The 11,695-nt window shown below is 61.8% G+C and carries 11 protein-coding genes and 1 tRNA gene; 5 read left to right on the top strand and 7 right to left on the bottom strand.

Annotation, left to right across the window (positions count from 1 at the left end; genetic code table 11):
- A partial coding sequence (locus tag A3764_RS12455; RefSeq protein ID WP_067951632.1) for a DNA polymerase IV occupies nucleotides 1–1,109 on the top strand: 1,109 nt, incomplete at its 5' end.
- A 2-nt stretch (nucleotides 1,110–1,111) separates the two neighbouring features.
- Here A3764_RS12455 and A3764_RS12450 read toward each other — a convergent pair.
- On the bottom strand, nucleotides 1,112–1,972 hold the full coding sequence (locus tag A3764_RS12450; RefSeq protein WP_067920229.1) for an N-formylglutamate amidohydrolase: 861 nt from the start codon (nucleotides 1,970–1,972) through the stop codon (nucleotides 1,112–1,114).
- A gap of 170 nt (nucleotides 1,973–2,142) precedes the next feature.
- Between A3764_RS12450 and A3764_RS12445 the strand changes: the two genes are divergently transcribed.
- From A3764_RS12445 to A3764_RS12430, 4 genes are all read left to right on the top strand, one after another.
- Nucleotides 2,143–2,217, top strand: a tRNA-Val gene (locus tag A3764_RS12445).
- A gap of 76 nt (nucleotides 2,218–2,293) precedes the next feature.
- Nucleotides 2,294–2,419: a type B 50S ribosomal protein L36 gene (gene ykgO / locus A3764_RS12440; RefSeq protein ID WP_005850168.1), complete on the top strand. Its 126-nt coding sequence runs from the start codon at nucleotides 2,294–2,296 to the stop codon at nucleotides 2,417–2,419.
- Between the two features lie 111 nt (nucleotides 2,420–2,530).
- A complete protein-coding gene (gene yghU, locus A3764_RS12435; protein ID WP_067920231.1) occupies nucleotides 2,531–3,412 on the top strand; it encodes a glutathione-dependent disulfide-bond oxidoreductase in 882 nt (293 codons plus the stop codon).
- Between the two features lie 96 nt (nucleotides 3,413–3,508).
- Nucleotides 3,509–4,525: a Fe(3+) ABC transporter substrate-binding protein gene (locus A3764_RS12430; RefSeq protein WP_067920233.1), complete on the top strand. Its 1,017-nt coding sequence runs from the start codon at nucleotides 3,509–3,511 to the stop codon at nucleotides 4,523–4,525.
- Between the two features lie 69 nt (nucleotides 4,526–4,594).
- Here the strand turns inward: A3764_RS12430 and A3764_RS12425 are convergent, their stop codons facing one another.
- The 6 genes from A3764_RS12425 to A3764_RS12400 all read right to left on the bottom strand — a co-directional run.
- Complete coding sequence (locus A3764_RS12425; protein WP_150120625.1) at nucleotides 4,595–6,262, bottom strand: ABC transporter permease; 1,668 nt, start codon at nucleotides 6,260–6,262, stop codon at nucleotides 4,595–4,597.
- 132 nt (nucleotides 6,263–6,394) lie between these two features.
- Complete coding sequence (locus A3764_RS12420) at nucleotides 6,395–7,621, bottom strand: phenylacetate--CoA ligase family protein (protein ID WP_067920235.1); 1,227 nt, start codon at nucleotides 7,619–7,621, stop codon at nucleotides 6,395–6,397.
- A 53-nt stretch (nucleotides 7,622–7,674) separates the two neighbouring features.
- Nucleotides 7,675–8,514, bottom strand: coding sequence for an ABC transporter ATP-binding protein (locus tag A3764_RS12415; RefSeq protein WP_067920237.1), 840 nt, complete (start codon nucleotides 8,512–8,514; stop codon nucleotides 7,675–7,677).
- 66 nt (nucleotides 8,515–8,580) lie between these two features.
- A complete protein-coding gene (locus A3764_RS12410) occupies nucleotides 8,581–9,867 on the bottom strand; it encodes an ABC transporter substrate-binding protein (RefSeq protein WP_067920277.1) in 1,287 nt (428 codons plus the stop codon).
- Between the two features lie 100 nt (nucleotides 9,868–9,967).
- A complete protein-coding gene (locus A3764_RS12405; RefSeq protein WP_067920239.1) occupies nucleotides 9,968–11,044 on the bottom strand; it encodes a branched-chain amino acid ABC transporter permease in 1,077 nt (358 codons plus the stop codon).
- A gap of 74 nt (nucleotides 11,045–11,118) precedes the next feature.
- Nucleotides 11,119–11,695 (bottom strand): branched-chain amino acid ABC transporter permease (locus tag A3764_RS12400; protein ID WP_150122160.1); only part of this gene is annotated, 577 nt, incomplete at its 5' end.

Here is an 11,695-nt window from a genome sequence, read left to right as displayed (position 1 = left end):
TGGAAAAGCGCGACAATCCGGAGTTGGAAGGCAAACCCGTCATCATCGGCGGCGGGCGGCGGGGTGTGGTTTCGACTGCTTGCTATGTCGCCCGGATCAGGGGCGTGCGGTCCGCGATGCCGATGTTTCAGGCGCTCAAGCTCTGCCCCGAAGCAGTGATCGTCAAACCCCGGATGCAGGCCTATGTCGAAGCGAGCCGCGCGATCCGAAGCATGATGGAAGAGCTCACACCCGCCGTGCAGCCCCTGTCGCTTGATGAGGCCTTCCTCGACATGACGGGAACCACCCGGTTGCATGGCGCACCGCCCGCGGTGATGCTTGCGCGTCTGGTGAAGCGGATGAAGACCGAACTGGGTCTGACCGGCTCCATCGGCCTCAGCCACAACAAGTTTCTGGCAAAGGTGGCATCCGACATCAACAAGCCGCAGGGGTTTTCCGTGATCGGTGTGGCGGACACGGCGGCGTTTCTGCGGGACAAGCCGGTCGGCCTGATATGGGGCGTGGGCGCGGTTACCCAGAGCGCGTTGGAAAAAGCCGGTATCCGCACCTTCGCGGATCTGCTGCGCTGGGAAAAGACGGCGCTCATCGCGCGGTTCGGCAGCACCGGAGAGCGCCTGTGGCACCTCGCCCGGGGGCAGGACCACCGTCGCGTCAGCGCCCATGAACCCACGCGCTCCATATCCAACGAGACGACCTTTGCCGAGGATACGGCGGACCGCGAAGCATTGGACGGTCATATCTGGCGCATGTCTCAGAAAGTCGCGGACCGCGCGAAGGAAAAGGGGCTCGCTGGGCGCGTCGTGACGCTGAAACTCAAGACGTCAGACTTCAAGATACTGACGCGTCGCGTCTCCCTGCGCGAACCCACTCAGCTCGCGGATCGGATCTATCGCACGGCGCGGGGCCTCTTCGATCAGGTCGAAGCCCCGGGGCCATTCCGCCTGCTCGGATGCGGGATATCCGAACTCTCCCCCTCGGACGGGGCGGACCTTTCGGGTGATTTGCTGGATCCCGGCGCCGCCCAGCGGGGTAAGGCGGAAAAGGCGACAGACGCGATTCGCAACCGGTTCGGCGACAGGGCGATCGTCAAAGGCCGCGCGCTGCGCTGACGCTATTCGGCTGCCAACGGCACACGTCCCTGCCCGATCCCCGCGATTTCGCCCACGACGTCTTCCAGCGCCCGCTGGACCTTTTCGAAATTCCCGTTGGGCCGGATCAGCGCCTCGTTCATATAGAGGGAGCGGTCGATCTCTATCTGTACCGCGTGCTGGCCGCGTGCGGGGCGTCCGTAGGCCTGGGTGATATAGGCCCCAGCAAAAGGCGCATTGCGCGTCACGGTGAAACCGGCGCGTACGAGGGCCGCCTCCACCCGGTCGACGACCTCTCCGCTGGCGGCGGAACCGAACCTGTCGCCCAAGACGACGTCGGGCCGGCGCACGCCGGAACGTGCGATTCCATCCATCGCCTCGTGGGGCATGGAATGGCAATCGATCAGGATGGCCTGCCCATGCCGGTCATGCGCCCTGTCCAGCAGGCGCTGCAGCATCTCGTGGTAGGGCTTCCAGTAGATCCTGATCCGCCGATGCGCTTCCCATTGGGACATCTTCCCGTTGTAGATGGAGCGGCCATTGGCCACCACTCGCGGGATCACGCCAAGCCCAGAGGCGACGCGCGGGTTGTGCCCCTGCCTGCGCACTCCTTCGATGAGGGCCGGGTCCAGCTCATCCTCTGACCTGTTCATATCCACGAAAGCCCGGGGTGCCCCCGCCTTGATGAAAGCCGCCCCATAGCGCGGTGCACATTCGAACAGATGATCCACAAAGGCGTCTTCCGAGGATCTGATGCTATGTTCGTCCAGCACCGAAGACCGCAGGAAGGAAAACGGGTAATCCCGCCCCGAATGCGGCGACGCGAACACGACGCAGGACCGGTTCTGGTCCGGGTGCAGCACTTCGTAGGCGACCTTCGGCATGGCTGTCCTTCTCGAAAGCGGGTTACAGGTCCATACCGCTTACATAGCGCATGTTTTTCCAAAGCCAAAAGCCCTTGATCATGCTGTCGACTCCTTTTATAGGACCGGAACCGGCGCGGAATTTCGCGCCCCGTTTTTGTTTGGGGCATCGAAGTTTCGCGTTACATAGGGGGTGATTAGCTCAGCGGTAGAGCACTTCGTTGACATCGAAGGGGTCACTGGTTCGATCCCAGTATCGCCCACCACCTGTTTCACTGGCCCGATTGCTTCGGGTCGCCCGCAACCCGGCGCTGGCCCGCGCCACGACATGAGGAGACGACCATGAAGGTTCGCAATTCGCTCCGCTCGCTCAAGAACCGGCATCGCGATTGCCGTGTTGTGCGTCGCAAAGGCCGCGTCTACGTGATCAACAAGACACAGCGTCGGTTCAAAGCCCGTCAGGGCTGAGCCACCGCCAATTCATTCCAAAGGCCGCCCTTCGGGGCGGCCTTTTGCGTTGATAATCATCCCGAAGAACCCACGTTGGGTTGGGAAAACACATTGAGGAAAGGCCCGAATATGACCGACAGTTCCGATTACACCCCGCCCGAGGTCTGGGAATGGGATGCAGAAAGCGGCGGCAAGTTCGCCAACATTAACCGACCGATCGCCGGGCCCACCCACGACAAGGAACTGCAGGTCGGCAAACATCCTTTCCAGCTTTATTCGCTGGCCACGCCCAACGGCGTCAAGGTGACGGTCATGTTCGAGGAACTGCTTGAGGCGGGGCACAAGGATGCCGAATACGACGCGTGGCTGATCGACATCTCCGAAGGTGAGCAATTCGGCTCAGGCTTCGTCGAAGCCAATCCGAACTCCAAGATCCCCGCCTTGATGGACCATTCCGGCGACCAGCCCCAGCGCGTCTTCGAATCTGGCGCGATCCTGCTTTACCTTGCCGAAAAGTTCGATGCGTTCCTGCCAAAGAACCCGGCCGACAGGACCGAGGCACTGAGCTGGCTTTTCTGGCAGATGGGCAGTGCGCCCTACCTCGGCGGCGGTTTTGGCCATTTCTATGCCTATGCGCCGGAAAAATACGAATATCCCATCAACCGTTTCACCATGGAAACGAAGCGGCAGCTTGATGTGCTGAACCGTCGGCTCGCGGATAACGACTATCTCGCCCGGGAATATTCCATTGCCGACATGGCGGTCTGGTCCTGGTACGGGCAACTGGTTCTGGGTCGGCTCTATAGTGCGGCCAAGTTCCTCGATGTGGAATCCTACGAACATGTGCTGCGGTGGGCCAAGCAGATCGACGCGCGCCCGGCCGTGAGCCGTGGTCGCATGGTCAACAAGGCATTCGGCGACGACCTGTCCAAGCAGCTTCACGAGCGTCACGATGCGTCGGACTTCGAACATCGCACGCAGGACAAGCTGCAGAAGGACGATCAGGAATAACCTGACAAAATTTGTCGGAAAGACTTGCAGGGGGTTCGGGAATCTGTTTCTTACTATTTCAGTAAGACAAACCGAAACCCCTGCAAGAGAGCTTTCATGACCCTATTGCGCACGACCTCAACCGCACTTCTGGCCCTTGCCACCGCATTTCCCGCCCTGGCACAGGAAGAACTGAACCTTTATTCATCGCGTCACTACGATACCGATGAACGGCTCTACAGCGACTTTACAGAGCAGACCGGCATCACCATCAACCGCATCGAAGGCAAGGCAGATGAGCTTCTGGCCCGGATGGAAGCCGAAGGCGCGAATTCGCCTGCCGATGTCCTGCTCACCGTCGATACAAGCCGCCTGAAGCGCGCCAAGGATATGGGCCTGCTGCAAGCCATCGAGAGCGAAACGCTCGAAGAGCGGGTGCCCGCGAACCTTCAGGACGATGACAACCAGTGGTTCGGATTGTCCCAGCGCGCGCGGATCATCTTCTACAACAAGGACGCGGTGAAGGAGCCTCCGCAGACTTACCTCGACCTCGCCGATCCTGCCTACAAAGGCCAGGTCTGCATCCGCTCCTCATCCAACGCCTATAACCAGACCCTGTTGGCCGCCATCATCACCCATGAGGGCGAAGAAGCAGCGACGGAATGGGCGAAAGGCGTCGTGGATAACATGGCCCGCGCGCCGCAGGGCGGCGATACCGACCAACTGCGCGGCATCGTTTCGGGCGAATGTGACATCGCGGTCTCCAACTCCTACTACTTTGCACGGGCAATCCGCACCGATGTCGAAGGTGTCAGCGCAGAGATCGACCAGATCGGTTGGGTCTGGCCCGATCAGGAAGGCAACGGCGCCCACATGAACCTCTCAGGCGGCGGTGTGGCAGCCAATGCACCCCACCCCGAGAACGCGAAGAAGTTCCTTGAGTACCTCGCATCCGACTCCGCCCAGAAATACTTCTCCGACGGCAATGATGAATTCCCCGTGGTGGAAGGTGTGGAGCTTGCCCCCTCCGTCGAAAAGCTCGGCAGCTTCAAGGCGGATGACGTGAACCTCTCCGAAGTGGCAGAGAACATCTCTACCGCACAGAAGATTTTCGACTCGGTCGGTTGGGAATAATCGCTGGTTAAGCTGAGTACCGACATGCGCCGTCCCTTCGGGGGCGGCGTTTTCGCATTGGCGCCCCGTTCAGCGTTGGCGACCAACCTGACGGCAGATCAGGATCACCGGCAGCAGCCCCATCGCCACGATCACGAGGCTCGGGACGGCGGCACCGTCCAGCCGCTCATCACTGGCAAGGCGATAGGCCTGAACGGCGAGCGTGTCGTAGTTGAAGGGCCGCATGATCAGCGTGGCGGGAAGCTCCTTCATCACATCGACAAAGACGATCAGCAGCGCAGTCAGCAGGCTGGGTGCGAGTATGGGCAGGTGGACGCGGCGCAGCGTGCCCACGGGGGTCTGACCCAGCGACCGCGCGGCGGCATCCATGTTCGCATGGACCATCGCCTGCCCGCCCTCATAGGCGCCCAGTGCCGCCGCGAGGAACCGAACCAGATAGGCGGTCACCAGCAGCCAGATGGATCCCGTAATCAACAACCCGGTGGAATAGTCGAAGGTGGCGCGCATCCATGCGTCCAAAGCGTTGTCAAAGGCCGCGAAGGGCACCAGCAGCCCCACCGCGATCACCCCGCCCGGCACGGCATACCCCAGCCGCGCGACGTATCCGGCTGTATGCGAAACAGGTCCGGGGCGCAGCCGCTGGAAGAAACCGACGCTGATCGCCGCCAGTACCGTCAGCAGTGCTGCAACACCGGCCAGAGTGACGGAGTTGCGGATAAAGCCGAGATAGCGCGGGCTCAGCAGGTTCTGTTCAGACCCGATTCCCATCGAAAGCAGAATGCCCACGGGCAAGAGCGCGCCAAGCAACACCGGAATCCCACAGGCCGCAAAGGCTGCAGCCCCCTGCCAGCCCCGTAGCCGGACAGGCTGCATGGCCTGCGTGCGCCGGGCCGGATCATGGTATTTCGCCCGTCCGCGCTGCACCCGCTCCAGCATGGCGAGCAGCAGCGCGAAGCTAAGCAGACAGAGCGCGAGTTGCGCCGCCGCGGCCCGGTCGAACAATGAAAACCAGCTTGTATAAATGCCGGTCGCAAAGGTCTGGACGCCGAAATAGGCGACCGTCCCGAAGTCTGCGATCGTCTCCATCACCGCGAGCAGCACGCCCCCGGCGATTGCGGGGCGGGCCAAAGGCAGGCTCACCTTGAAGAACGCGGCCCATGCGCTCGACCCCAGCGCCCGGGCTGCCAGAAAGGTGGTACCGCTTTGCTGCAGGAACGCCGCCCGCGCCAGCAGGTAGACATAAGGATAAAGCACGAAGATCAGCATGGCGGCGGCACCGCCAACCGACCTGATTTCGGGGAACCAGTAATCCCGGGGGCCCCACCCCGTCACATCCCGCAGCACCGACTGTACGATGCCGGGATGGTCCAGTACCTGTGTATAGGCGTATGCGAGCACATAGGCCGGAAAGGCCAAGGGCAGCACCAGCGCGACTTCCAGCACCTTCGCGCCGGGAAACCGGGTCATCGTGACCAGCCAGGCAGTGCCAACCCCGGTGATCAGCGTCCCGGCCCCCACAAGCCCCACGAGGATCAATGTCGTGACAACGTAGCGCCCGAGAACCGTGTTGATCAGATGTTCGACGGTCGAGGTCCCGCCGCTGATGGCTGCGATCACCACCGCAAGCATCGGCAACGCACAGATGACCGCAACGAAGATGGCGGTGGCCGCCAGCCCTCGCAGACCGTCACGCGCCCGCTGGCGGGGCGCTTCCATATCGGGAGAAGACACGCTCATGCGCCCTCTTTCTTCCATTTTGCCGGAAGATGCCAGAAGCAGCAGGGTCGCAGCACTGCCAGATCACGTAAAACCGAGGTGGCTTACCCCCCGCATCACGAAGGGCCGACCATGCGCTAACAGTCAGAGCGGTCAGTCATAGCTGCGCTGGTCCTCGATCACCAACCCGTCCTTCGGCAAGCTTCCAGGTGCGACGATCTCGATCTGGCCCTTCAGCTTCAAAAGCTGGGATACCGACTGGGCATAGGCATCGCTGTTGTCGGCGGGCGATTCGATGCGAACCGTCATCTGGTCCTGTTCGCCACTGCGGCTGGCCACAACGCGGACACGGGTGATCTCTTCGTGCTGGGCGACCAAGGCGGCGACCTGCTCGGGCCGCACGAACATGCCCTTGATCTTCGTTGTCTGGTCCGCGCGACCCATCCAGCCCTTGATGCGCATGTTGGTCCGGCCACAGGGGCTTTCCCCTTTCATCACGGCGGAAAGATCGCCCGTAGCAAAACGGATCAGCGGATAATCCGGGTTCAGCGTCGTCACGACCACTTCGCCCACCTCGCCCTCAGGCACGGGGTTGCCGGTGCCGGGCGTCACGATCTCGAGGATGACACCTTCGTCCACGATCATCCCCTCCATCGCCTCGCTTTCATAGGCGATGTTGCCGAGGTCCGCCGTGGCATAACACTGCATGCAGCGAATGCCCCGGTCCGCGTAATAGCTGCGCAAGGAGGGGAAGAGCGCCCCGCCCCCGACGGCGGCCTTCGTGATGCCGAGGCTCACCCCCATCTGGTCCGCTTTCTCCAGTATCACCTTCAAGTAATCGGGCGTCCCGGCGTAGGCGGTGGCGCCGATGTCGCGGGCGGCGGCCACCTGCAGTTCGGTCTGGCCGGTTCCCGCGGGGATGACCGTCGCCTGGACCGCGCGCGCGCCCGATTCGAACATCGCGCCCGCAGGGGTCAGGTGGTAGCCAAAACAATTCTGGACGATATCTTGCGCCCCGATCCCCACCGCGTGAAGAAACCGCCCCATCCGCCACCAGTCGGGCGCATCGCTCGACGGTTCATAGATGGGACCCGGCGACTGGAACACATGGGTAAACTCATGCGCGGGTTTCGTCGTATAGCCCCCGAAGGGCGGATTCTTGGCCTGCGCAGCACTCAGGTCCGACTTTCGCAGCACGGGGAGTGCGGCCAGATCGGCAACCGAGCGGATATCCGAAGCGGGCAAATCGGCCAACGTTCCCTCATAGCCAGCCAAGGACCGGGCTCGTGTGATCTGCTCCGGCAGGGCGCGGGCCAGATCATCGGCGCGGGCCTCGGCGCTGCGACGCTCCAACGCGTCGTACGGGGAAGTCTTGGACATGGGCTCACTCACATTGCGGAAGGCCAGAAAGGATGCGTCGTCGGGGGGGCGCCTTAGCTCAGCCAGCGCTTGCGGCGGCGATAGGACCGCACATCGCGGAATGACTTGCGCCCCTCGTCCGACATGCCGAGGTAGAATTCCTTGACGTCCTGGTTTTCCCGCAGGTCCGCGGCCGGGCCGTCCATCACGACGCGACCGGATTCAAGGATGTATCCGTAATGGGCAAACCGCAGGGCGACGTTGGTATTCTGCTCTGCCAAGAGAAAGGTCACACCTTCCTTTTCGTTCACCGATTTGACGATCTCGAAAATCTGTTCGACGAGCTGCGGCGCCAGACCCATGCTGGGTTCGTCCAGCAGAATCGTCTCCGGCCGGGACATCAGGGCGCGCCCGATGGCACACATCTGCTGTTCCCCGCCAGAGGTATAGCCCGCTTGCGACCGACGCCGCTCGCGCAGGCGGGGAAAATAATCGTAGACCATTTCAAGGTCTCTCTGGATCGCGGCCTTGCCATCGTTGCGGGTATAGGCACCGGTCAGAAGGTTTTCCTCCACGGTGAGGTGCTCGAAGCAATGGCGGCCTTCCATGACCTGCACGACACCGCGCTTCACGGTCTCGGCGGGATCGGTATGCTGTATCGGCTCACCACGATACTTGATGGAGCCTTTCGTGACTTCGCCCCGCTCCGAGGCCAGAAGCCCGCTGATCGCTTTCAGCGTTGTGGTCTTGCCAGCACCGTTTCCCCCGAGGATGGCGGTAATGCCCCCCTTGGGCACATTCAGGCTCACGCCCTTCAGAACGAGGATCACGTGGTTGTAGATCACCTCGATATTGTTCACCTCGAGAACGTTCTCGGTGACGGCTTCATTCGCTACGGGCGCAGTATCCAGCATCTGGCAGACCTTCGTTCATCGAGTGGAAAGACCCGGCCGGCGCTGTGCCGGCCGGGTCCTGTTGGTTTAGCTGCAGGTGTTCTCGATGTTGTTCTCGGACGCATATGCGCTCGAGTCCTCATCGATCAGCGGCTGGATCACGTCCTGATCGGACTGCATGAAATCGCTGACAAGCTTCCATTCCTGCGCTTCCGCGTCCCACTGGGTGACGGCGACGAAGCCGTTTCCGCCGTGGTTCTCACAGGACACCTGGAACTCAGGCCCGAAGTTCGGCAGGCCCAGTTCGGCCATCTTCGCCTCGGTGATGTTCAGGTTCTCCATGCCGTCGCGCATCTGGCTTGCGGTGATTGCGGACGTGCCGTGAATCTCCTGCGCGGTTTTCGCAGCTTCCGCCACGAGCATCGCGGCATAGACGCCCCGGTTGTAGAGGACCGTACCCGTCTGATCGCCGTTACCGGCGGCTTTGCCCGCGTCATAAACGTATTTCTGCAGGTCGTCGTAGAGCGGATAGTCGCTGCCCACGTTGTGGAACGTCAGCGCTTTGTAGCCATCGGCCTTGTCACCCGCAGGCAGAACGTCGTTCTCCGAACCGGACCACCAGATGCCGATGAACTTGTCCATCGGGAAGCGGATATTGGCGGCTTCCTGAACGGCGACCTGGTTCATCACGCCCCAGCCGTACATGATCACGTAGTCCGGCTTGTCGCGACGGATCTGCAGCCACTGGCTCTTCTGTTCCTGACCGGGGTGATCCACCGGTACTTCGACCAATTCGAAACCGTGCTTTTTGCTCAGCTCCTGCAGGGTGCGGATCGGCTCCTTGCCGTAGGCGGAGTTGTGATAGACCAGCGCGATCTTCTTGTCGCTGATGTCGCCGCCTTCCTCTTCGAGGATATGCTTGATCGCGACCGAGGCCCCGTCCCAGTAGTTCGCCGGGAAGTTGAAGACATGGCTGAAGGTGGCGCCGTTCTTCGCTGATGTCCGGCCCAGACCGGATGTCAGCATCGGAATGTCATCTGCCGTGACCTTGGGGATCAGCTGGTAGGTGATACCGGTGGACAGCGGCTGATACACTAGGGCGCCTTCGCCCTTGGTGGATTCGTAGCACTCGACGCCCTTCTCTGTGTTGTAGGCCGTCTCGCACTCCGGCACGCGGGTCATCTCGCCGCCGATACCGCCGTCGCGCTCGTTCAGCAGCGTGAAATAATCGGCATAGCCATCGGCGAAGGGGATGCCGCCAGCCGCGTAGGGGCCGGTCCGGTAGCTCAGCGACGGAAAGACAAGCTCCGCCATCGCCGGCGCACCCGCCGTCATGAGGGCCGCGACGGCCATCGTGCCCAGTTTCATTTTCAATCTCATCGGTGTTTCCTCCCTTGGATATTATCCGATAGTGCCGGGATGATCCGGCTATGATGATGGGCGGGCTGTACCCCGCCTCATGTTGGATCGTCCCCTAGTGCGGGAACGGCCACAATCTCAGTTTCTCCTTGGCCACGCGCCAAAGCTGCGCCAGCCCGTGCGGTTCCGCGATCAGGAAGACGATGATCAGCGCCCCGACGATCACAAGCTGCAGATGCGCCACGATATCCGTGGGCCATCCCAGCCAGTCCACTCCGACGATCTTCAAGAGCACCGGCAACAGCACAAGGAAGGCGGCCCCGGCGAAAGAGCCGAAGATGGACCCCAACCCTCCGATGATGATCATGAAGAGCACAAGGAACGATTTGGTGATGCCGAAGACCTCGCCCACCTCGACCGCGCCGAGGTAGATCGCGAAAAAAAGCGCCCCCGAGATGCCGATGAAGAACGATGAGACGGCAAAGGCGGTCAGTTTGGCGCGCAGCGGGTTCACCCCGATGATTTCCGCCGCGATGTCCATGTCGCGGATCGCCATCCACTTCCGCCCGACCGAACCGCGCGTCAGGTTGCGCGCGACGATGGCCGAGAAGATCGTGAAGATCAGGCAAAAGGTATAGGTGGCCCAGGCCTGGGTATTGGCCCCCGTGATCAGGATCCCGAAGGTATCCCGCTCGGGCGCGGAGATCTGGCCCGAAGCCGAGTAGTTGTAGAACCACGGCACCCGGTTGAAGAGCCAGACCAGAAAGAACTGCGCCGCCAGCGTCGCCACGGCGAGGTAGAACCCCTTGATCCGCAGCGACGGCAGGCCGAACAGAACCCCGACGCCGGCGGTGATGACACCAGCCAGCAGGACGTGGATGAACATGCTGACATCCGGAAAGGCCGTCATCAGCTTGTAGCTCGCATAGGCACCCACCGCCATGAACCCCCCGGTTCCAAGGCTCACCTGACCGCAATATCCCACCAGAATGTTCAGCCCGATTGCCGCGATGGCATATATCAGGAAGGGCATGAACAGCGAGTTCACCCAATAGTCGTTAACAACGAAGGGAATGACGAACAGCGCCACGAACAGCACCGCGTAGTAGCGATAGCGGTCGAACTTGATCGGAAAGGTTTGCTGATCCTGCGCGTAGGTGGTGCTGAAATCGCCGGCTTCACGATAGAACATCGGACCGCTCCCTTATCTTCCAAATGGTATCAAATCCCGGGGTCCGGGGCAGCGCCCCGGCGGGTTCGTGCTGTTCAAACCCGTTCAATGATCTTCTCCCCGAAAAGGCCCTGCGGACGGAAAACAAGGAACACCAGCGCCAGCATGTAGGCGAACCAGTTCTCGGTGGCACCGCCAAGGAACGGCGCCCCGATCAGGAACTCGAAAAGCTTTTCGCCAACCCCGATGATCAGCCCGCCGACGATGGCGCCCGGGATGGAGGTGAACCCCCCCAGCATCAGCACCGGCAAGGCCTTCAACGCGATGAGCGAAAGCGAGAACTGCACGCCCGACTTGGTACCCCACATGATCCCGGCCACGAGGGCCACGAAACCCGCGAGCGACCAGACAAGGATCCAGATGAAGTTGAGCGAAACACCCACCGACAGCGCGGCCTGATGGTCGTCCGCCACGGCGCGCATGGCACGGCCCTGTTTGGTATACTGGGCGAAGAGCACCAGTACGATCACCAGCACGGCTGCCACGATGGAGGCGATGATGTCGAGGTTGTCGATGAAGAAGCCGTAGCCCGTGAGGTTGAAGGTCGCTTCGTCGATTGTCGCGTTGATCCCCTGCGGCAATCCCACGTCCAGCGTCTTGATTTCGCTCCCC

Source organism: Sulfitobacter sp. HI0129 (assembly GCF_001635395.1).
Lineage (GTDB): Bacteria > Pseudomonadota > Alphaproteobacteria > Rhodobacterales > Rhodobacteraceae > Sulfitobacter.
This window is presented reverse-complemented; position numbering and strand designations above follow the sequence as displayed.

What these genes read in the sequence shown, in the direction of transcription:
- A3764_RS12420 (WP_067920235.1), bottom strand. Translation starts at nt 7,621, where the DNA reads ATGTCCAAGACTTCCCCGTACGACGCGTTGGAGCGTCGCAGCGCCGAG.
- A3764_RS12430 (WP_067920233.1), top strand. Translation starts at nt 3,509, where the DNA reads ATGACCCTATTGCGCACGACCTCAACCGCACTTCTGGCCCTTGCCACC.
- A3764_RS12450 (WP_067920229.1), bottom strand. Translation starts at nt 1,972, where the DNA reads ATGCCGAAGGTCGCCTACGAAGTGCTGCACCCGGACCAGAACCGGTCC.
- ykgO (WP_005850168.1), top strand. Translation starts at nt 2,294, where the DNA reads ATGAAGGTTCGCAATTCGCTCCGCTCGCTCAAGAACCGGCATCGCGAT.
- A3764_RS12425 (WP_150120625.1), bottom strand. Translation starts at nt 6,262, where the DNA reads ATGAGCGTGTCTTCTCCCGATATGGAAGCGCCCCGCCAGCGGGCGCGT.
- A3764_RS12405 (WP_067920239.1), bottom strand. Translation starts at nt 11,044, where the DNA reads ATGTTCTATCGTGAAGCCGGCGATTTCAGCACCACCTACGCGCAGGAT.
- yghU (WP_067920231.1), top strand. Translation starts at nt 2,531, where the DNA reads ATGACCGACAGTTCCGATTACACCCCGCCCGAGGTCTGGGAATGGGAT.
- A3764_RS12415 (WP_067920237.1), bottom strand. Translation starts at nt 8,514, where the DNA reads ATGCTGGATACTGCGCCCGTAGCGAATGAAGCCGTCACCGAGAACGTT.